The organism is Verruconatronum alginivorum, assembly GCF_056590205.1.
Window position 1 is genome coordinate 2,391,921 of record NZ_JBWPVQ010000001.1, and the last position, 20,895, is coordinate 2,412,815.

15 protein-coding genes are annotated in these 20,895 nt (G+C 56.9%); 6 read left to right on the top strand and 9 right to left on the bottom strand.

All coding sequences use genetic code 11. The features are described from left to right. Window positions 1–297 precede the first annotated feature (297 nt). The gene (locus ACWUI2_RS08440; protein WP_486982415.1) at window positions 298–537 is read right to left on the bottom strand and encodes a helix-turn-helix domain-containing protein; all 240 of its coding nucleotides are present in this window, start codon (window positions 535–537) and stop codon (window positions 298–300) included. Between the two features lie 456 nt (window positions 538–993). On the opposite strand from ACWUI2_RS08440, the gene ACWUI2_RS08445 reads away from it, so the two are divergent. The 3 genes from ACWUI2_RS08445 to ACWUI2_RS08455 all read left to right on the top strand — a co-directional run bounded on the left by ACWUI2_RS08445 (window position 994) and on the right by ACWUI2_RS08455 (window position 5,691). Continuing rightward, window positions 994–2,406: a PrsW family intramembrane metalloprotease gene (locus ACWUI2_RS08445; RefSeq protein ID WP_486982416.1), complete on the top strand. Its 1,413-nt coding sequence runs from the start codon at window positions 994–996 to the stop codon at window positions 2,404–2,406. Window positions 2,407–2,425: 19 nt separating this feature from the next. After that, window positions 2,426–3,160, top strand: a complete 735-nt coding sequence (locus tag ACWUI2_RS08450; protein ID WP_486982417.1) for a DUF4339 domain-containing protein — start codon at window positions 2,426–2,428, stop codon at window positions 3,158–3,160. 335 nt (window positions 3,161–3,495) lie between these two features. Then, window positions 3,496–5,691, top strand: a complete 2,196-nt coding sequence (locus ACWUI2_RS08455; RefSeq protein WP_486982418.1) for an ankyrin repeat domain-containing protein — start codon at window positions 3,496–3,498, stop codon at window positions 5,689–5,691. Between the two features lie 785 nt (window positions 5,692–6,476). Here the strand turns inward: ACWUI2_RS08455 and ACWUI2_RS08460 are convergent. The 7 genes from ACWUI2_RS08460 to ACWUI2_RS08490 form a co-directional block, all read right to left on the bottom strand. Continuing rightward, window positions 6,477–6,668, bottom strand: a complete 192-nt coding sequence (locus ACWUI2_RS08460) for a hypothetical protein (protein WP_486982419.1) — start codon at window positions 6,666–6,668, stop codon at window positions 6,477–6,479. Window positions 6,669–6,800: 132 nt separating this feature from the next. Beyond that, the gene (locus ACWUI2_RS08465) at window positions 6,801–8,525 is read right to left on the bottom strand and encodes an ASKHA domain-containing protein (RefSeq protein ID WP_486982420.1); all 1,725 of its coding nucleotides are present in this window, start codon (window positions 8,523–8,525) and stop codon (window positions 6,801–6,803) included. After that, window positions 8,507–9,718 carry an amidohydrolase family protein gene (locus ACWUI2_RS08470; RefSeq protein WP_486982421.1) on the bottom strand — a complete coding sequence of 404 codons (1,212 nt, stop codon included), beginning with the start codon at window positions 9,716–9,718 and terminating at the stop codon, window positions 8,507–8,509. The genes ACWUI2_RS08465 and ACWUI2_RS08470 overlap by 19 nt, the downstream gene beginning before the upstream one ends. Window positions 9,719–9,730: 12 nt before the next feature. Continuing rightward, complete coding sequence (locus tag ACWUI2_RS08475; RefSeq protein WP_486982422.1) at window positions 9,731–10,630, bottom strand: dihydropteroate synthase; 900 nt, start codon at window positions 10,628–10,630, stop codon at window positions 9,731–9,733. A gap of 11 nt (window positions 10,631–10,641) precedes the next feature. Next, the gene (locus tag ACWUI2_RS08480) at window positions 10,642–11,901 is read right to left on the bottom strand and encodes a methylenetetrahydrofolate reductase C-terminal domain-containing protein (protein ID WP_486982423.1); all 1,260 of its coding nucleotides are present in this window, start codon (window positions 11,899–11,901) and stop codon (window positions 10,642–10,644) included. Beyond that, window positions 11,898–13,679 carry a uroporphyrinogen decarboxylase family protein gene (locus tag ACWUI2_RS08485; protein WP_486982424.1) on the bottom strand — a complete coding sequence of 594 codons (1,782 nt, stop codon included), beginning with the start codon at window positions 13,677–13,679 and terminating at the stop codon, window positions 11,898–11,900. The genes ACWUI2_RS08480 and ACWUI2_RS08485 overlap by 4 nt, the downstream gene beginning before the upstream one ends. An 8-nt stretch (window positions 13,680–13,687) precedes the next feature. Next, window positions 13,688–14,383 carry a hypothetical protein gene (locus ACWUI2_RS08490; RefSeq protein WP_486982425.1) on the bottom strand — a complete coding sequence of 232 codons (696 nt, stop codon included), beginning with the start codon at window positions 14,381–14,383 and terminating at the stop codon, window positions 13,688–13,690. A gap of 118 nt (window positions 14,384–14,501) precedes the next feature. Between ACWUI2_RS08490 and ACWUI2_RS08495 the strand changes: the two genes are divergently transcribed. From ACWUI2_RS08495 to ACWUI2_RS08505, 3 genes are all read left to right on the top strand, one after another. Then, entirely contained in the window at window positions 14,502–15,389 is an 888-nt protein-coding gene (locus ACWUI2_RS08495) for a helix-turn-helix domain-containing protein (protein ID WP_486982426.1), read from the top strand. 462 nt (window positions 15,390–15,851) lie between these two features. Then, entirely contained in the window at window positions 15,852–17,372 is a 1,521-nt protein-coding gene (locus ACWUI2_RS08500; protein ID WP_486982427.1) for a DUF1961 family protein, read from the top strand. Between the two features lie 585 nt (window positions 17,373–17,957). After that, window positions 17,958–19,769 (top strand): sodium:solute symporter family transporter, encoded by a 1,812-nt coding sequence (locus ACWUI2_RS08505; protein WP_486982428.1) that lies wholly within the window; start codon window positions 17,958–17,960, stop codon window positions 19,767–19,769. Between the two features lie 18 nt (window positions 19,770–19,787). Here ACWUI2_RS08505 and ACWUI2_RS08510 read toward each other — a convergent pair whose 3' ends face one another. Further along, a complete protein-coding gene (locus ACWUI2_RS08510; RefSeq protein WP_486985055.1) occupies window positions 19,788–20,828 on the bottom strand; it encodes an ABC transporter permease in 1,041 nt (346 codons plus the stop codon). Between the last annotated feature and the right edge of the window lie 67 nt (window positions 20,829–20,895).

The window sequence follows — 20,895 nt, forward strand, 5'->3', positions numbered from 1 at the left end:
CTCGGCTGCACGGGTCCTCCTCCGCCAGACACGCTAGGACTCACGGAGACCGGCCCCGGGGAAATTCCGGCCCTCTCATTCGACGGGTCATTTTGACCTTTCGAGGTTTTATGTTCCCACCGCCCTCGTCCCGCAACGTCCCCCCTAGAAATCTGCCGGACCCAAATCCGTCGAGACGGCCGTGCTGACTTCAGCCCCGATTTGAAGGGTCCAGCCCTACCGATAAAGGCAGGCAAGGCGGAACGATATCGTCGGGGGTAACCGTCGTCTCCAGTAAACCTTCCGCTCTGAGGATGATCATTTTCGTGCTTTCTCTTCGGTCCGGAGAACGATTACGGATGCTTTCACTCCCAGGGCGGTTCCAAGCTTAAAAAGGGTTGGAAGCGTCGGCTGCCTTAATCCCCGTTCCAACAGGGAAACGTACGTGCGGTCGAGGCCGGATTCAAAGCCCAGTTTTTCCTGGGACATACCCGTCTCGATCCGGATTTCCCGCAAGACTTCCCCGAACTTGGACTCTGGTCCTTCCTCCTTTTTCAAAGCGGAAAAAGGATATCCAATACTCAGACAATAGATCTACGGACTATAGTCATCGTTTTTGCTTGTCATTCTGTCATCCCCCATCGATTCTTCGCGAAGGGGTTTCCCAGTAGGATCCCCCATACTTTCTTTTGTTTATGACCACTAAAATTCCATCAAAGACATCGAGGTGCTCGGACTCATATCATGGATCTTCAAGGGGTGCGGAGATGCCGTGCGTTCTCCACCAAGCACGGAAAACCCTAACCACCGAGAATCTTCAGTCCATACCCGTTGAGTGGGGCTCGGATTCGTGCGGGTATAGACGTCCCAAAAAGAATAACCATGTGGAATTATAGACTCAACGAAAGCGTTGGGGGCCCAGTCTCCGACGAGGACCTGCGGCGATTAGCTGCGGAAGGACAATTGTCGACTGAGACCATGGTATGTCGAGCTGACGTCTCGCCAGAAGTTTGGGTGACTTACCGTGAGGCTATTGCTCAACCGCTGTCGTTGCTCAGGGAGCGCGTGCCGTTTGCTTCGCCGAATGGTTCGGAACGAATTTCCGACTCTGAGCATCTCTCGGTGTATCTGGAATGTTTCAAAGGACCGGACAATGGCAAACGAGCTTGTTTGCGCCCGGGGCAACCGCTCGTTGTTGCCCGCACACTCGAGGCTTCGATCCTCAGTGACGATGGGTTTCTGCCTGAGAACGGATTCGAGATCGGCCACGAGAACGGACATGTGTTTTTCCGATCCTTGGGAAGTGGCACCGCCTTTGTCGACGGAGTCGCGGAATCATCGGGCACCTTATCCTCAAAGGCCCAGCTTCGATTAGGATCATCCTATTGGAGGAGAAGCGATCAACCATCCTCGTTCGGCTCGTCAAATTTCGCAGGCGAGGACGGTCTCATCGACCGCTTCTCCTCGAACGTCAGTCGACTCGTGGGCGTTGAGCGGATTCGGGGATTCAGCCTGAGACGTCTATTTTCTCAGGTTTTTACCAAACACACCCAAGAGGAAGTCGAAGAAAAATTCATCTGTGGAACTCGTGCCACTTCACCGGATTTAATGAGTATCAACACCGCGTGGCCCGAGCCATGGCTATTTGTTCGGATGTTGGCGGCGTCCCTGGTCTTATGCGCCGCGTTCCTTTACGGTATATTTCGATTCGACAATCTCCTCCTTTTCCCAGGGCTCCTCTTTGCGGCGGCTTTTGCCGTACCCATTTCGGCAATGGTTCTTTTTTGGGAAATGCACCCGGTCCGCAACGTATCTCTCTATCAGACTGTGAAGCTTGCAGTAATCGGGGGCGTCCTCGCGATATTCATCTCTCTTTTCTTTTTCGAGCAAACCGGCCTTTACCATTGGCTCGCAGCCTCGAGCGCGGGCATCATCGAGGAAACAGGGAAACTGGCTGCCGTGATTTTCTTGATGCATCGCTACGCGAAATATCCGTGGATACTAAACGGAATGCTATTCGGGGCAGCGGTCGGCACAGGATTCGCGGCCCTCGAAACCGCAGGCTATCTACTGATCTTCCTCGATGACTTTCTGGTAGTGGCTATGATCCGGGGAATACTTTCTCCTTTCTCACACATCGTGTGGACAGCTGCCGCTGCCGCTGCCCTGTGGAAGGTAAAGGGAAGTTTACCCTTCTCCTGGGGGATGCTAAAGGATCCCCGGTTCGTGAAAGTTTTTCTCGCTGTCGTATGCCTTCACGCGCTTTGGAATGCGCCTTTCGGTATTCCCTTTGTCGGAGAAATGGCCGGCTTTATTGCAAAATGGATCATTCTCGGAGTCGTCGGCTGGATTATCCTGCTGGCTCTCCTCCAAGAGGGACTCAAACAAATTCGCGCCGCCCAGGAAGAAAACGTGAACAAGGGGTAAAATCCGGACGAAACCGACAATGGCAAAGTATTATTATCAAATCGAAGGTAAGACCTGCGGTCCCGTCGCGGAAAACGATCTGTTCGACCTTTGTGAAAAGGGGCAAATCAGCCCTGACTGTTTCGTTTTGAAAAAGGGTACAGATCAGTGGATCCATTTGAACGAACTCTCTGTCCCGGCTACGGAACCTTTGCGGCCATCGTCCAAGATACCCGGGCGTCCCTTGAAGCCGCCACCTCGGACCGTGCGGCTCTCCAAAGGAGTCATTTTCGGGCTCATGGTTTTGATCGTGGCAGGGGGGTGGTTCTTCTACCGCACGTTTCCACTCCTGCCGCACGAGAGCCACTATGATCGCAACACGGCAGGGACGCTAAGCCGGTACCCGCTTATTGGGGAAAGCTATGCCCTTCTGGTGAAGCGATTCGACTCTGGTATCGAGGAGGATCGCGAAACGTCCCTCGGAAGACGGGTCTGGATCAAGAGTGACCAGTGCGATCACCTCGTCTTCGTAATCGAGGATCGGGTCGAAGCCGTGCTCATGGTGTCCATGTCAAAGAACTTGGCGGCAGACGGCTTCGTGAATGACTTGCTCGGAAATGTGAGAGCTTTTCGTTCCTTCGAGCCCCGCGGCGAGAACCTTTGGTGGTGCAGCCCGACCCGGACGGCCATGGCCATAAAAAGCGAACGAAGTCTGCTCATTTCCTCGGAGCTGGGAATCGAAGCAGTCCGAAACTCCAGCGTGACTACACAATGAATGCGGATAATGCTCAATCATTTTGGCGACCGGCCCTGCCTCCGGCGGTCCTGATCGGTTTGATCGCGGTATTGATCGTGCTTTACCCAAACATCGGCCTGGGACGGACTGAAACATCCTCCTACTCCTCGCCATCCTCCGGGGTTCCAGTTCCCTCGCCTGAATCGTTAACACCGGCCGAGCGCCAGGAACAACTCGGGGCGAACCGTCAAATCGAGCAAGGGGAACGGATGATCGAGGAGGGACGGCGAATGGTCGAAACTCCCGACACCCGATCCGCCCTTGATGGCAGGGTCATTGATAACGCAGCTATCCGCCGTTCCGGAGAACAACGGATGGCTCAGGGAAGAGAATTGGTTCGCCAGGGAGAAGAGCGCCTAGCCCACCTCTATCAGCGTGTTGCTCAGCAAAGGGAAGACCTTGGAAGACGAATGGCCGAAGCACGATTTCGCCAATGGGAGGATCGCGAAGGAAGACGTATACGCGGATCATTTGTCGGCTTGAGCGGAGAGTCGGTCGATGTTCTTCGAGACGATGGCCGGGAATTCAGGATTCCGCTCGCCTCGCTATCGGAGCGAGACGCCGCATATGTGATGTTGCTGGATGCCGGCCACGAATTCAGCGAAGACGGTTTCCTGGCGGTCGTTGGCTCACGAGACCTCCGAATGACCGGTCTTTTCCTGGCATCCGATTTGTTCGTAAGCGAGGCTACCCAAAGCCATGCCCTTCATACGGCGATTAAAAGCGGCAGTCGTTCTTTGTTGGAGTTGCTCTTGGATTACGGGATGGATCCATCAGCGGTCACCCACGACGGGCTGCGCCTGCTTTCCGAGGCCGTCCGCCGGGAACGCCTGGAACTGTGCGAAGTCCTTCTTACGGCAGGGGCCTCCCCGACGGAGCGTGATCATACCGGCGATCGACTTTCCCCCCTCTGGTGGGCGCTCATTGAAGGTGATCGAGAGCTTGTCAGTCTCCTGGCAAGGAGTTCGACCAGCCTCGACTGGCGGACTCAGAAAGCTGTTGATCTCGTCCTGGAGGGTACCTTTGATTCCATTCCCCGTAGCGTCCTGTCCGCATTCACAATCTTGGAACGCGGGGAAAATCTCGCCCCACCTAAAGCTGCCCGTATAAATCTCTTCTTGTCCGGACACCTTCCAACCGTGGATGGCCTGCTGGACGCACTAAAGAGAGAGGCGGACCAGACGGTGATCGCCGGGTACTGCCAAGCGGGAATCATCGCCGAAGCGATTCAAGTGGAATGGTCAAATATCTCCCGCCTGCTGCTACAGGGACCCGGGATGGCGCTGGGCGCGTTTCTGGCCTGTGAGGATGAGGTTCCGAGCGAAAAGATCACGCAACTTCACTTGTTTGCCGCCGGTTACGAGGTGAACGTGGACGGATTGATCCTTGCGATTTCAAAAGGCGACCTTCAATCGGTCGAACGCTTCCTATACGCTGGAGTCCTGCCGACCATGAATGCCAGCGATGGAACGACTCCTTTTCTCCACGCCATGCGCCACGATGATTCTCTAATCCTCGGTGCACTTCTTGAGAAATCGCCGTTGGACAGTCATGAGGTGGCGCGGTTACGGCTGGAAGCGAGCGGCCAGTCCCTCGAGGATCCGCAGCGGGCACTCCTGGAACTTCAAGTCGCCAAGATCGGTTTTGACGAAGAGGGTTGGCTGGAAGCAATCAAAAATGCCGATGAGGAAAGGGTGGCGCTGTTTATCCGGGCCGGTGCTCTCAACGAATTCGATCTTTCCATTGATTCGGAAATCTGGCGGTTGGCGATGGAAGCCCCGGAACAACTTCAGCGATTCCTGCTCACCGAAACCTCGCAGGGACCCGATGAGATAATCTTGCTCAGGACCCGTTGGATCGACGTCAGCGGTCTTGAGTCGGAACTTTTCGCAGGCAAGGGGCAGGCGCCTCGAACTTCGATTGCCGCCCCCAGGGCACCTATCTCGCGGCAAGGACCTTACACCGCTGTGCCCCCGCCTCGCCCGGAACCAGGTGACTTATATGGTAACGCCAAAATCACCGTTGGTCTGGAGGCCCCGCCTGAGACAGCAACAACGCCTGCGAATTACCCTCGCTTTGTTTTTCGGGGCCTGCGGCTGGGAATGAGAATCGAAGCGGCGCAGATCCGTTTCATGGAACTGTTGTCGGAAGTGCCATCTCCATCTGGAGCACAAGTTTTCCGAATCGAGGCGATCCGCCCAATCCAGCAAGGAAATGGAGTAGAGTTCAGGGTAATTGACTGGAGCGGGTCCAGCTACATCCAGGCCGACCAGCACTGGAGGGTGACCAGTTTCGGCTTAAGCCCCGAAGTTGTGAGCAGTCTGTTTGGAAGCGGCGAAATGGATGCTCAGGCGTTCGCCCAGCGCTTTATCGACAGTTACGGGATTCCTGAACTAAAACCATCCATGGACGGACGTCGTTGGTTCTATGAATCCAACGACGGGCTCCATGTCACGATAGGAACTGACAAGTCCTTGATTATTTATCAGGTTACACGAACCTTCCACTAGGTATGAAGGCTTGAACCGTGGCCACTGCTATTCTTGCCCCCGGCCTCCAATTGCTGACCAGCCGAGAACTTCTGAATATGAGCAAGACAATCGACTCTTTCGGGGTTAAATGCCCTTACTGCGATACCATTGCGGATCTCCCGTTTGATTCGGCCAACACCCAGATCGAATGCTCCAACTGCCAAGGTTTTTTCCTCGTCGCAAACGATGGCTTAGGTGAAGGAGCAGCACCCGACCCCCCGTGTCCGACAATTCCAACCGAAGAAAATATCCTCTCCACAATCGATTGCCTCTCAAGGAAAATGATCATCGGAATTCCCCGATTTGTTTTCCGCGAGGTCCCTCGCACCATCTGGCAGGCGTTGTGCCATACTTTTCCTACCCTCATACGGTTAATCCGGATTACCATCCTCTTTTTCGCTTGGGCTTCTCTCACCTTCTGGCCCGTTTTCCTGGCACCGGCTTTTCGATCTCTCATTCCCCTACCGACCTCTCTCGGGCAATCACTGGCCCGGTTCGAAGTATGGTGGGCCGACTACGTCCTCTGGATTTGGGTTCCCCTTGCCCTCGCCGGTTCTGTCTGGGGAATCTTCAACATTGTCCTCAAAAAGCACAGACGCCGGAAGGAAAACCGTAAACCCGAAGGAGAGCCGAAATACGACGAATCAGGATCATAACGGTCGACTTGGAATAGAACAAAGAGGTGGAAGGAGATGGCGTTCGCCTCCGGTGATCTCCCAAGGGCGGAGCATCCGGTCGAAGAGCCTGGTCTTGGTGGCCATCGCCTACCCCTCGTCCTCCCGGCCGATGTGACCGGTTGGCAGTTCACGGAAGGCGTCCTTCAGGAGCGAGGTTGCGTGGAGGTGGATCCCCTGTTCGTCTTCCTCGCGGGAGTCGGTCACGTTGAGGACCGCGATCCCGTTTCGTTCGACGAAGCGCAGCAGGCGTCTGGCCGGGGACTCGTAGTTGTAGATCACACGCCTTTCCCGAGGATGGTGCAGCCAGGGGCCATCAAGGGACCGCCGGCGAGTTCAATCCCGAGGGTCACGATGACGGTGCCGTCGCGGAAGTTCCCTTCCTGGCCTTCCAACCCGCTGAGAGATTCTCGCTCACTTGGAGGTCGTGTTATCCGTCAAACGAAAATCGAGGGTTAAGTGGGGGATGAAAAGGGCGTTGATGAAGTCGTTCTGAAAATTTGGTTGCTCGTTGAGCTCCACGAAATGGAGCTGCTGAATGAGGCGGTCCATCCGGGGGCGGGCGTCGGCATCCACGGCGGCGTTGATCGCTCCTTTGAGGGAAGTGTTCCCGCAGACTTCGATCGCCTCTTCCGGTAGAGGAGGAAGAATGCCGATGTCTATCAAGTCGCGGAGGTCGACCCTCCGACCGAAGTTTCCGGCGAGGTAAACTTTTTTCAAATTGTTGATTTCGATCTCCGCCACGCGGCAGAGGGTGATGATTCCGGAGAACACCGCCGCTTTGGCTTGGAGGAATGTGCTGATGTCGGTTTCGCTGACGTAGATGTCATCGGTCAGCGAATACACCTTCTCCTCCTCGCCGAGCAGGATCTTGCGTTCTACTTTTGGATGGCGTCTGGCAAAGCGTCCTTTCTTGCGCAGGATGCCGGCGCGGAAGGCCGCCGCCACGAAGGAGATCACACCGGATCCGCAGAGACCGGCGGCGGGTTCGTTATGGATTGTGCTCCAATGGATTTCCTCGCCGTCGTTCCAGACTTTTTCGATGGCGCCGGGAATGGCGCTGATACCGCAGGCAAGGCCGCCTCCTTCGAACGAGGGACCGGCGGGAACGGCCGAACAATAAAGTTTGCCGTTGGCTTTCAGCGCGATTTCCGCGTTCGTGCCCAGGTCGACGAAGAGCGTCCGGTCGGGGGCGTATTCGAAATCGAGATATTGGAGGCCGCTGATGATGTCGCCGCCCACGTAGGCCGAGGCCGAAGGAACAAATTCCAGCGTCCGGCCCGGCAGGCGGCAGGTGACGGCGGCGATCGGATCCGGGGCATAATCGATGCCGTTGAAGGGCCAGCCTCCCATCCCGGTCGGGTCGAGCCCGAGCAGGAGATGGATCATCGTGGCGTTGCCGGAAATGACGCTCGTCAGGAGATCGTCGTTTCGGACGCCGTTTTGCTTGAGCAGTCCGCGCAGGAGAGGGGCCAAAGTATGCCGCAAAATCAGGTCGCGCATTTCCTCCAGCAACTCCGGGGTGCGGCAGAAGGAGATCCGCGCCACCAGGTCCTCGGCATAGGAATATTGGCGGTTCAAGCGCCCCAGGGCATCGACGGTCTCGCCGGTTTCCAGATCGAGCAGGGCGGCGGCCACTGTCGTGGTGCCGATGTCGATGGCAAAGGCAAAAAATTTCCGTTCCTCGTCAGCCAGGGAGAGGGGCTCGTCGTCGAATTCGTAGATGTCCAATGATCCTTGAAGGCGATCGTGGGACAGGTCGCGGAAAAAAAGGGGGGATAAGGCTCGCTTGCCGAGCGCCTTCTCCAGACGCCAGCGGTTAGAGCGATGGGGGAACTCATCCGGCGGGGGAAGAGTGACCTTCCATCGTTGCAGCCTTTTCGTCACAGGAGGGCAATCGCCGGCCAGGCTGTCGAGATCGATCTGGATATTTATGCTGCTTCCCCCGGATGGCGGGACGGTCAGATCGTAACACCCCCTCTCGAGCCGGGTTTGGCAGGCCAGCACTGGTTCTCCGTCCACTAGGACACGGCAGGTCCGGCACGATCCGTTGCCCCCGCACGACATTTTGAGCGGGATGCGCTGGGCGCGCAGGTGGTCGGCGAGATTTTGGGGAGAATCTAGTTGGATGGAATGCATGTTTCCTCTCGGTTGACCGATGCTCCATCGACGAAGACGGCCGAAGATTGGCGCAGAATACCGATATCCCGCCAGGGGGCTTTTTCGCAAACGATGAAGGAGGCAGGCCCACCGACGGCGATGCGACCGGTGTAGTGGTGGGTATCGCAGGCATCGGCATTGGCCGCGGTGGCGATGCGAAGCACCTCCTCGGGGCGGAGGTTTCGCGTCATGTTCTCCAGTTCGATTAGCAGGCCGTCACCGATTTCCACCCCCGGACTGCCGGCGTCGGATCCGGCGAGAATCCTGACGCCGGCCGCATGGCCCTGCGCCAGACGCCGGCCGTGCTCCTCGAGGATTTCGTCGATCGCCTTCCGTGTGTTGAAATCCCAACCACAGCTCTCGTTCGCCCCTTGCTGGTAAACCGGCGCGAAGGTCGGCGTCCAGAATTGGCCGGTTTCGGCCAACCGCTCGATCTGCCGCTCGTCGGCGAAATAGGCATGTTCGATAAACGGGACGCCGCCAGCGATGTTGATATCGACCCCGTTATTTCCCGAACAATGGGAGGCGACCTTCCGTCCGAGTTTCCCGGCGTGGGCGACCACGGTCCGTAATTCCTCCGCGGTGTATTGCGGTGCCTGCTTCACCTGTTTCGTGGCGAAATCGACGATGCCGGTCGTGACCACTTTGATGAAATCAACCCCGTCTCGTTCAACCAGTTCGTCGATGAACCGCAGCACATCGTTCAGGCTTTCGCGGCAGACCCCGAGAAAGCGTCCGTATTTTTTCGGACGATGGATGGCGGGTCCAGCCACCTGGAGTTCGGGGGCGGATTCGGTCCCGGCCAGCAGACGCCGTTTCACCTCCAGGTTGATTCCGTGGGGGTCCCCCAAATCCCGCAGAAAGCCGAAACCGCGACGGTGGGCCGCCTTGACCCGTGCGATGCCGTTTCGAACTTCCGTTTCAAAATCACCGGAACCCGGCTTGGCTCGCAGCGCCGGTTCGAGCGGCCAAGGGTCCATATAGAAGTGAACATGGGTGTCGCTCAGGAGCGGGCAGAGGTAAACCTCGCGATCCGCGAACAGAACGGTTTCCCCGGATGGCGGGGGGCGGTCCGTGATGGCGGTGACGGCTGCTTTTTCGATGGCCAGCCAATGCCGGGTGATGCGGGCGGTCTCGGAAAAGTAGCCCGAGCACTGTATCCAGGTTTTCATGATACTGTTTGTTCAGGAGAGTTGCGGGACTGGCTGGGCGGCCGCTTCTTCCCGTTCTTTCTTCTCTTTGCGCGACTCTTTGATGAACTTCATGCCGAGCTTATCGGTGCCGGTGGTGGTGTCGGCGGCCAGGATCGCCCATTTCAAAGCGGGGTGGGTGATGTCGGTCAGGGGGGCGTTCATTCCATGGCTGATGGCGATCGCCAGGTAGTAGGCGTCCAACGTCTTGCGTTTGGGCATGCCAAAGCTGACGTTGGAGGCGCCGAGGGTGATGTTGGCTCCGAGTTCCCGGCGGATCAGGCGCATGGTTTCCATGGTGCAACGACCGGCCCCGACATCGGTCGCCACCCCGATGGCAATACAATCGAAGATGAAGTCGTCGATCGTGAAGCCGTATTTTTCCCCGGCTTCGAGGATTTTTAACGCGCATTTAAGGCGCCCCTCCGGAGTGTAGGGAATGCCTTCGTCGTCGGAGGTCATCGCGATCATGGCGGCGTTGTGCTTTTTGGCGATTTCCAGAATCTGGTGAAGCTTTTCCTCTTCTCCGGACACGGAGTTAATCAGGCATCGCCCCTCCACTTTGCCCAAGGCGGCATTGAGCGCCTCCGGGTCGCCGAAGTCGAGCGAAAGCGGACAATCCACCTTCGATCGAATCGCGCTCACGGCGATCGGCAGAAGGACCTTCTCCGGAATATCGAGGCCGACCATATTGACATTGATGATACCGGCCCCGGTTTCGAACTGCTCCACGGCGCGGTTGGTGACTTCGTCCCATTCGCCGCGGGCGACGGTCTCGCGCACCCGTCTGTAGCCGAGGGCGTTGCAACGCTCGCCGATGACGACAGTCTTGCGGTCGGGCGCGATGCGGGCCCGATGGGATTTGGAGGAAATGATCGTGGTGGCGGTTTTCATGTGAAGCGACGTTAGTTGGAGGTGGTGGCGGCTCTCGTATCGATCGCCCGTTCGCGGACGGCGACCAGGTATTCTTCGATCCATTCGGGAGGCATGCCGAAATTCATCACATGGACGCCGGCGGCCCCGGCGGCGACCACGCCTTCGGCGGTTTTCAGGGCCCATTCGTAACCGGCGCGGGGCAAATCCTCCGCTTGTTCGACAGCGGCGTGAAGCTCGGGGCTGACATAGACTCCCGGCAGGCGGCAAAGAATGTCGAAGGCACGGCGATTGCCGATCAGCGGGATCGAGGGAATCGTGAGTTTGGCTTCGTGTTCGCGGCCCTGTCTGACCGCTTGATACCAGGTGCGGAAGACCCCGACATCGGTGACCGCCTGGGTCTGGCAAAAGCGGGCTCCGGCCAGGCGTTTGAGCGCGAGACGCTCCACGCTCACGTTCAAAGGGGTGGAGAACGGGTTCGCGGCGACCCCGATGTAGGGGACGATTTCCGACCGCTCGCGAAAACTTTCGAGCCGCTCATTGATGGCGAAAACCATCTGCGAGCTGTCCATCGGAAACCAGGTTTGCTGGTCGGTCTTTCGTTCCACGTCCGGAAGCCAGTCGCCGGTCAGGAGGAGGAAGTTTTTGTAACCCATTTCGATGGCCTGCTCCATCTCCCGGAGGAAGTCGTCCGGCGTGTGATCGCGTCCGCAAAACTGGATGACCGACTCCACCCCGTGCTCCATCACCACCTTGCCGGTTTCGGTCGAATGGAGGGAGGGCTTGCCGCCGGCGTTGGTGGTTGTATTCACGGCATCGACACGACCGGCCACGCGTTCCATGATCGCCGCAACTTTCTTCAGTCCCTCGGTCTTGCGAGGGGAGGCGATTTCGAGCGTCACCACGAACTCCTGCCGATGCATTTTCCGCGACAAATCGGAGTCGGCGGGAATGTGAAGGGTGTTGCGCGGCTCTTTGGGAAGCCGGGTTGGCCGGTCTTTACCGGTGAAGAAATTGACATAGCTGGCGGTGTCGACGAGTGACCGGTTCAATGGCTGGTGGACGGTGAACTTCTTGCCCTGGTCCTTCTTCACTTCGATCCGCGTCCAGACGCAGTCCATCTCGGGAACCACCTCGCACTTGCCGTCGAGCGTTCCTCCGCAAGGACCGTTGCGCAGTCCCTTCGGGCAGTTCATCGGGCAGATGAGCCGGGTGTGGGAGAGGATGCACTGGCCGCACATCTGGCAGCCAAACGCCTTCTCCTTCATCCACTTTTCCAGCGAGTAGATCATGCCGGAACCAGTCCGATTTCCTGGAGGTCGGCCAGGGCCCGTTTGGCGACGATGACGCCATCCGCGGCGGACTCCGCGTAGTAATCCGCGCCGATCTTTTCGCAAAACTTCTCGTTGATCGGCGCGCCTCCGATCAGGACCTTGGTGGTATCGCGCATGCCCGCTTCCTTCAGACCTTCGATGACTTTGCCCATGTAGTTCATGGTGGTGGTCAGCAGGGCGGACATCCCGATGATGTGAATATCGTGCTCCTTCAAGGCGGCGATGAATTTCTCCACCGGGACGTTCACTCCGAGATCGACGATTTCGAAACCGGCTCCCTCCAGCATCATGCCGACGAGGTTTTTTCCGATGTCGTGGATGTCGCCTTTGACGGTTCCGAGCAGCACGCGGCCAACCGGCTTTTGTCCGGTCTCGGCGATCAACGGTCGAAGGATTTTCAGTCCGGCGCTCATGGCCCGGGCGGCGATCAACATTTCCGGGACGAAGAGATCCTTTTTGCCGAACCGGTAGCCGATGATTTCCATGGCGGGAATCATGGCGCGGTTGACGATCTCGACCGGATCGATCCCTTCCTCCAATGCTTCTTCGACCAATTCGGGAACGTCTTCTTCCTCTCCCTCTTCGATGGCTTCGGCCATTTCGCGCAGGACCGGTTCGAGATCGTCGGCGTATTGGGGAGCATCGTCGCTGACGATTGCCTCGACCTCCTCTTTTTTCTGTTTGTAGAGAGGGGCTTTGGGCTCCCAGTTTTTGTAATCATTGTCGAGGCATTCCTTGACCGCCATGAGATGTTCGGGCGGGCAATCGTAGGCGGCGACGCCGGTGCCGAGGATGAAGCCCGGGTGATCCCAGCATTTGTTCAGGATATTCATGGTGAAGTCCTGAATTTTTTCAATCGGTCCCAGGTGGAGCAGTCGAGGGTCGACATTGACCCGCATCGGGAGTTTGTTCGCGAGAGCTTTTCGTTTGAACAGCTCGATGTCGCCCTCGAAGTCGCAGAGGATCTGGGTGGCGCCGGTATCGATGATGGCGTCGAGAATCGGGGTGGTGTCTCCCCCGATGATGAGCGGGATGTTTTTGGCGCCGGCGTTCTTCAGTTCCGGGATCAGGATCCGCTTATAGACTTTGGAGACGACATCCTGGAAAATCTGGGGCGAGCAGAGTGGCGGCATCGCCCGTGAATCGAAGATGATCGGATCGAGGCCGAGGGCGATGAACGCTTTGCCGAACTCCGCCGCCACCCGGGCGGTGAATTCCATCAGGCGCCGGGTATATTGCGGATCCTGCATCGTCATGACGATGAAGTTTTCCGCTCCGAGCAACTCCGACGCGAGGGAGAAGGGACCGGTGATGGCGCCTCGGATTTTTACCCTGTCGCCGAGCAATTGATGGAGTTCTTTGGCGGCCTCCAGGTAAAGAGGCATTCGGCCGTCACGGGTCGGATCGGGAATGCCGAGCTTGTCGAGGTCGCTCGGTTCCCGGACCGGATTGCTTTCGACTCCGGGCACGTCGGGGGAGTCGTCGAAATAAACTATTTTGCAGCCGAGCGCCTCCGCCTCGACGTTGTAAACATCGATTCCGACGGTGAGAAAATCCGGCTGGTAACGTTCGTATTCGGCCAGAAGCCCCTGGACGAGAAGGTCCTTGTCGCGGCAAATCTCCGAAGGGGTTTTTCCGATAAGGAACCCCTTGTGCTCGTAGATGGCGGGGCAAAACGGAATGCGGTCGCCCTTTTCCATGCGGAGAACCCGCTCGATCAGTTCAATTGAATTCATAGTCATAGTCAGGATTTTGCCTCAGTCAGTGAATTTCGGGGGGCCTGAGCGAACGGTTCCTCTCGGAGGCCGCAACTACCGGATGGACAAGTCCGGCAGGGTGAACCGGTCCGGCGGGTGTAGGCCCCGACGCCGACGATTCCGCTGACACTTGCCAGCGGCTGCATCGCCAGGGTTTCCGAATCAAAGGTGATTCCGGCGATTTTCGGCGGGAGGAGTTCGAAAAGGGTTCGTTGAAAACGGAGCGGCAGGCCGCCGTTTCCGGGCGAAAGGACCGCGCCGGCGGTCAGTCCGGGGTGCCGGTTTTCGAGCAGGATTTGACTGTCCTTCAGCAAGCGGCGGGCCAGGGCGGTCGCTCCCGCGCTCAAGGCATGCCGGAACCAGGGGTCCGGATGGTTCACGCAGAATTTCTGGAATTCCGCGCCCACCGTCCCTGCGACAGTTGCCGCGACCGAGGCCGGATCCATTTGACGGGTGAGAAAGGATGAGCGAGGGAAAAGGGAAAGCAGGCGCGCCGGGCCAAACTCCCGTACGGCGATCCGGGGTTTGGCATGGAGACGAACCGCCTCCGCGACTTCATCGGCCAACCGGACGATCCGTTTCTTGATCGGCCGTCCGTCCAACGTCACACCGAGAGCCCGCATCACTTCCTCGGGAAAAACGTCGGGGGGCAGGGCGAATACGGGAGTGGTGGCGGCGTCCATAAGCAGAATTATCCTTCGAGATAACAATAGCGCCACCCGACGATTGAGTCTTGGCCAAACCGGCCGTTCACGATTGTATTTTTCGGAAATCGGTGGTTTCGTAACCCGGTAGATCGTTATGTCAGCCTTGGAAGTGAGTCGTCGCAACCGTCCCGAGGACGTCGTTTTTCCGCCATGGGGAATCGCGGTGTTCGAGAGCCATCACGCCAGTTCCTTCAACATGGAGATGGGGGTTTGGCCTTTCCATAAACTCTGTTGGGTCGCGGTGGGAAGCGGGGTGCTCGAACGTCCGCGGCTACGGGCTCCGATCCAGCGGCACGACCTTATTTTTCTGCCGGCCGGCGAGAATCATCGCTTTGTCGATGTCGCGGAGGATCCGCTTACCTTGGTGATCGCCTGTTGGAATGAGGATGCGACGAGGAAGAACGATTTGCTGAGGGATTTGGAGAAGGACTTTCGGGCGGTTTTTCCGGCGATGAAGCCACTGGGGATTGGCAACAGTTACCAGCGAAATCTGATCCGGGGTATTTTGAAAACGCTGCTGCGCGAACGGTTTGCTCCCACCGATGAGAGCGCCGCGTCGTCCCATGCCGCCTTGTTGGACCTCCTGGTGAACTTGCGGCGCTTCCTGTTAAAAGCTGGTTTTGGCAAGGAACGGACCCGGCATGAACACGACCTCGAAGGGGTTCTGGAATACCTCGACAACCGGTTCGACGAAGCGATTCAAGTAAGGGATTTGGCGGAGCTCTGTGGATTGTCCACCCGGCGTTTTAGCACTCTTTTCAAGGCCCGCACCGGGAAAACGCCGATCGAATATCTCACGGAAAAACGGCTCAGCTATGCCACGGAACGATTGCGGCAAACCGGGCACATCCTCTATGCCGCCCTGGAAGCGGGCTTCAACGACCTTCCGTATTTTTACCGGGTCTTCAAACGCCACACCGGGAAAACTCCGGGGACTTTTCTCGCTTCGATAGACTCAAAGCCACCGGGCGTCGGAGAGTGATCTCTATCGGAGGGACTGCCGGATCGCGGTCATTGGTGGCGGCTGAAGGTTGCGTCCGGATTGGATGCGACATTTTCCTGCCTTGAGGGGCTCGACGGGGGCGCGATTGAAAGTGGTGGGAAGAACAGACAACGGTCTGTCATTGCGAGGAAGGAGAAGCGACTGACGCGGCAATTCACGTTCCTGTAAAGGGGGCGCGGGCCGCTGTTTCGTGGATTGCTTCGTCGGCGGAGCCTCCTCGCAATGACACGATGGTGATCCCACCACATCAGGTTACATTTTCGACGGGGCCGGCACGAGAATGAGTCTTGCTTTTGATTGAAGTAACCCTTTTTATTGGCATCCGCGCCAGGCGGTATTGTTGGCTTCGTTTTTCTCCCTAACCCAAGTATAAAGATAAACTGCTTTTCAAGAGTCGGATACACAATCCAACGCCTTCGGTGTTCTCACTTTATTGATGATATGAGATATGTTTCGGTTTTTCTATCAATTGGAATTATGACGTTTGCTGCTCCTTTTAATGCCGCGGAAAACGTCTTTGGTTTTTTTATGCTCGCTGATCGTGGGGGGGGAACCGAGGGTCGGGAGATTGTCTTCTACGCGAAAGCGCCGGAAATTCCTCTCATCGGAGGCAAGCCCGCGGAGGACTTTAATCCGCCAAGCAATGGGTCCGGAACGACTGAGGAGGACCCAATTGAAATAATGGGAGCGGGGGCGACCAAAGTGCTCGGGGAGTCCGGCCTGAAGAGGGTGAAGGGACCCCGGGATTCTGTTCCCGGATTCAAAGGCTTGAATGGGCCAGCGGTCGTAAAAGGTGACTTGGAGACGCCGCTTGCAGGAAAGGGATCCGTCATGTTCTGGTTTCGGACGGATGCGTATTACCAAAGTGGGTCGGAAGCGGAGCCGGTCCGGGAAACCCTCGTTACACTGCCTGGTGCGCTCGAGGTCTACTTCCAAGCTCGAAGCGAAATGGTTACCGTCTTTGTGGAATGGGAAGGGGAAAGGGAGGTGGTCTTTGAACGACATATCCGACTTCACCTGCCCGAGTTTCCCGGACCGGAATGGCATCATTTTGCGCTTTATTGGGATGGAGAGCGGGGCGATATCAACGCTTTCCTGAACGGCACGCCGTACCTTGTGGGCAGGAGTCAGCCGTTGCCTGTTGGGAACGCGGAGGAAGTCATCGTGCATGTGGAGCGATTCGCGGTCGCGGATATTCGAGTCTCGGCGGATCTGTTTGAGACCGCGAACCTGCGGGAGGTTGTGGGAAAAGATTTCTGGAGATTTTTCGACCCATTGTTGGGCGTCGATGATCTCCCCGAGTTCTCTCATAAGGAGAATCGAGGCCAACTTCTTTATGAAAACGATCTTGCCCGGGGCGTTGACGTGGAGGGTTGGGTTTTGGAAGGGCAGGGAGAAATCGATTTTTCCGATGGATGGATGGCGATGAAATCCAAGCGACCCCAGGGACCTGACGGGCATTTCGTGTTCTGGTGCCCCGAAGATTTTCCTGAAGATTTTCAGGCCGAATGGGAAATCGAGATGCTTGGCCGAAGCGGGCTATGTATCATCTTCTTTTCGGCGGAGGGAAGGAACGGTGAAGACCTTTTCGACCCGGTATTAGATACGCGCAATGGTGATTTTAGGCAATATGTCAAAGGCGATATTGACAATTATCACATTTCCTATCACGCCAGTGCCCGACCTGTGTCCCATCTCCGGAAAAATTACGGATTCTATCTTCTCGCCAATGGCCCTATCGGTATTCCGACATATGGGGAAGAAGGCACGGTTCATGAGGTGGTCTTAAGGAAAAAAGGAGGACGGATTCAAATGTCTGTCGATGGCCGAACCATCATCGATTTTGTTGATGATGGGCAGCGTGCGGGGCCGATCCATGGCGGTGGCAAGATAGGTTTTCGTCAGATGGAACCGACGGAGGCTCGTTATCGCAATTTCAGAGTGTACGCGATCGATCCGTAAGGGCGCCGCTCCTTCAACATGAAGACGGGAGTGTGGCCCTTTCGCAAACTCTGTTGGGTCGCGAAGGGCAGCGGGCTTTTCGCCCAATCCCGCCACGGTTTCGATTTCGAATTTGCGACAAACCGTTTTGGTTTTTCGGCAAAGGTCGTTTTCTACAAGCAATAGCGATATCCGGTGCTGGATTCGTTCGGGATAGATTTCGGATTTGCGACACTTGATTCTTGCTTTGGAGGGGATAAGCCGCTTGGGTTTTGGTCGTACCCGATCAACTTTTACATGACCGCTTTAACGATCCATTCGCCGGACACCAGCTATCACGACGGGCGTCCGACGGGCCCCCTCCGACTTCCCGCCCGGAACCACGGGCTGGGATTTTCGCATGGCCAGGGTCCGGGCGATTGTGACCTATGCAACGTCCGGGAAGCGGTGGTTGACCAGGAAGACGGGGTGTATCATATTTATTATGACGATTCGGGCCCCAAGGCTGGCTGGCTTTGTCCTTGGTACAGCCTCCGATCGCCAAGCTTCAACTATAAACTGAGCCGACGCTGAGTCGCAGATCATCGAGGCCGGGCAGCTTTTTTGATGGAAACCGTCCACGCCAATTCACTTAGTTATCTCGTAATCGGAGTTTACTTTCTCTTTTTGTTGAGCCTCGGGTTTATTTTCAAACGGCTCAACAAAGACGATACCGACTACTTCCGCGCCGGTTCCCGCAGTTCGTGGTGGCTGGTCGGGATGAGTATCGTGATGAGCGGGATCAGTACCCAGACATTCATTGCGAACGCGGGGGTCGCTTACCGTTCCGGTTTCAGTATCCATTGGATCTATGTGGTCAACACCGTCTGTTATCTGCTGTTGTTTCTGGGAATAGCCGCCTGGTATCGTCAGGCGCGGGTGACGACGTTTGCGGAGATGGTCCGGGACCGCTTCGGTGTCAGTTTTCAGCAGTTCTTTACTTATTACAGCATCGTGATGGTGGTGATGATGGGGGCGTTGGGGCTCTACCAACTCTCCCTCTTTGCCTCGACCATCTTTCATTTTCCAATCGAACGGGTGATTTTCGTCACCGGACTGGTGGTGGTGTTCTACACCCTGCTCGGAGGAAATTGGGCGATCCTGGCGGCCGACTTTCTCCAGGGGTTGGTGCTCTTTTCGATGGCACTGTTGATGGCCATCCTTTCGCTGCAACTCATCGGGGGATTCGAAGGGTTTTTCGGGGCGGTCAAATCTCAAGGCTTGCAGAACGACTTCGCCATGGTGACGCGAGGCGGGGAAGGGGGGAATTACGGATTCAGTTGGTTGATTGGCGTCGGGGTCATCCAGATATACGCGATTCTCGGCATCATGGGGAGTCAGCGCTATTTTTCCTGCAAGGACGGCCGGCACGCGCGGAAAGCGGCACTGCTGGCGATGGTGGTTAGCGTCATCGGCATGGCGGTTTTCTTTATTCCTCCGATGGTCGCCCGCCTGCTCTTCGCCGCGGAGATCGAAGGATTGGGGGTGCCGAACCCGACCGACGTTTCTTACGCGTTCATGAGCATGCAACTGCTTCCCAATGGTTTCGTGCCGTTGATGGTGGTCGCCATGTTTTCCGCGCAAATGAGCACTCTCGACACCGCATTGAACGCGAACTCCGCCGTATTCGTTCGAAACGGTTATCCCGCGTTGATGCGGTTGCTGGGAAACATTCCGAGCGAGGATCCGAAATACTTGCTCCGCCTGGGACGCTGTTTTACCTCCGGCCTCGGGATCTGTCTCATCGCGCTTGCCCTTCTTATTTCGCGGGTGAATCAAACCATCGGGGTGTTCGAGATTTTTCTGAAAATGGTCGGACTGGTCCTCGTTCCTATGCTCCTTCCGCTTTTCATGGGGATTTTTGTGCGGGGGACGCCGATGTGGTCCGGTTGGTTCACGTTTGGGGTGGGCGCATCGGTTTCAATGACCTCGTTTTTCCTGGGGCAAACCGGTCTGATGGATATTCCAGTCCATTTGACGGTCGTCGTGATCAGCGTGGTTGGGGTGGTCGCATACCTTGCGACCATCCCTTTTTATTGGAAGCGACCGGCCGCGGAGCAAGCTCAGGTCGACGAGTTTTTTGTCCGCACCCGAACCCCGGTTGACTTTGAAACGGAGATCGGGACCGCCAATGATGCCCAACAATTGAAACTCATTGGAACGTTAGCCGTCGTTCTCGGGGTGTTCATCCTCTCTTTTCTGATCTTTCCCAATCCGTTGGGAGGCCGTTTGCAGATTTTGGCGGTTTCGCTCGGGGTGATCAGTGTCGGCATTTTCCTGCTGTGGGCCCGTCGGCGGGTGGGATCCGACTGTTCCAACCCGGTTTCTCCGGGGCCGAACCGCAATGCACCGGTCGGGATCGATTCCGCTGACGACTGATAGGTGAAGGCAATCCGACTATCTGCTGCCTCCCATCCGGATGCGGGGATCGATCCACATCAGCAGAAGGTCGCTTACCAAGGTTCCGAACACCGTCAGCAAACTCAAAACCATTAGCATCGAACCTGCCAAATACATGTCTTGCGTCATTAAGGCGCTCAACAGCAGAGGTCCGACCATCGGCAGACTCAACACGATCGCCACGATCGCCCCGCCCGAAATAAGTTGCGGGAAAATGCTTCCAATGCCGGAGACGAACGGATTGAGGGCCATCCGAACCGGGTATTTGAACAACAGCTTCATCGGTCGCACCCCTTTGGCGCGGGCCGTCACTACATACGGTTTGCGTAACTCGTCGAGGAGATTGCCCCGCATCACCCGGATCATCCAGGCCGTCCCCGCGGTCCCAAGCACGATCACCGGAATCCAAATGTGTTTCATCAGGTCGTTGAATTTCGCCCAGTTCCATTCCGGCTGGGCCGCGAATTCCGGCGAGAATAGCCCGCTCACCTGCGCGTCGAAAACGGTGGCGCTGACGTACATCAGGATCAACGCGAGGAGGAAGTTCGGAATACACATTCCGATAAATCCGATCAGGGTGAAGATGTAGTCCCCGAACGAATACTGTCGCACGGCGGAATAGATTCCGATTGGGATCGCCATCGCCCAGGTGAACAAAACGGTGATAACCGAGATAACCACCGTGAGCAAAATCCGGTCGCCGACCACGTCGTTCACTTGCCGCGTGTCCTCCATCGATCGTCCGAGACTTCCTTGCAACAGTCCCTTATCGGCGGAATCGAAACTGAGAAACCACGGAAGGCCGAGCCAGCGGAGATAGCGGACCGCCACTGGGTCGTCCAGATGAAACAGATCCCGCAGTTCCTTGATCTCCTGGATCGCTGCACTATCTCCTTCCATCTCCAGTTCGAGGATGCGGGCCTGGATGAAATCACCCGGCGGCAACTGGATGATCGTGTAGGTGGCGATGGAGATCACCAGCAAGGTCGGAATGAGAATGATGAAACGTCGGCCGATGAACGGATGTTTTACCGCCAGCAAGAGTCCTCCGAGAAGGACCGATCCCCAGATCAGCGTTTTGAGCGCGAAGCTGACGAAGTCCCGG

Bases quoted from the DNA above. Each gene is read 5' to 3' on its own strand.
- ACWUI2_RS08485 (WP_486982424.1), bottom strand. From the start codon at position 13,679: ATGAATTCAATTGAACTGATCGAGCGGGTTCTCCGCATGGAAAAGGGC.
- ACWUI2_RS08480 (WP_486982423.1), bottom strand. From the start codon at position 11,901: ATGATCTACTCGCTGGAAAAGTGGATGAAGGAGAAGGCGTTTGGCTGC.
- ACWUI2_RS08475 (WP_486982422.1), bottom strand. From the start codon at position 10,630: ATGAAAACCGCCACCACGATCATTTCCTCCAAATCCCATCGGGCCCGC.
- ACWUI2_RS08465 (WP_486982420.1), bottom strand. From the start codon at position 8,525: ATGCATTCCATCCAACTAGATTCTCCCCAAAATCTCGCCGACCACCTG.
- ACWUI2_RS08450 (WP_486982417.1), top strand. From the start codon at position 2,426: ATGGCAAAGTATTATTATCAAATCGAAGGTAAGACCTGCGGTCCCGTC.
- ACWUI2_RS08495 (WP_486982426.1), top strand. From the start codon at position 14,502: ATGTCAGCCTTGGAAGTGAGTCGTCGCAACCGTCCCGAGGACGTCGTT.
- ACWUI2_RS08500 (WP_486982427.1), top strand. From the start codon at position 15,852: ATGAGATATGTTTCGGTTTTTCTATCAATTGGAATTATGACGTTTGCT.
- ACWUI2_RS08455 (WP_486982418.1), top strand. From the start codon at position 3,496: ATGGCTCAGGGAAGAGAATTGGTTCGCCAGGGAGAAGAGCGCCTAGCC.
- ACWUI2_RS08470 (WP_486982421.1), bottom strand. From the start codon at position 9,718: ATGAAAACCTGGATACAGTGCTCGGGCTACTTTTCCGAGACCGCCCGC.
- ACWUI2_RS08505 (WP_486982428.1), top strand. From the start codon at position 17,958: ATGGAAACCGTCCACGCCAATTCACTTAGTTATCTCGTAATCGGAGTT.
- ACWUI2_RS08490 (WP_486982425.1), bottom strand. From the start codon at position 14,383: ATGGACGCCGCCACCACTCCCGTATTCGCCCTGCCCCCCGACGTTTTT.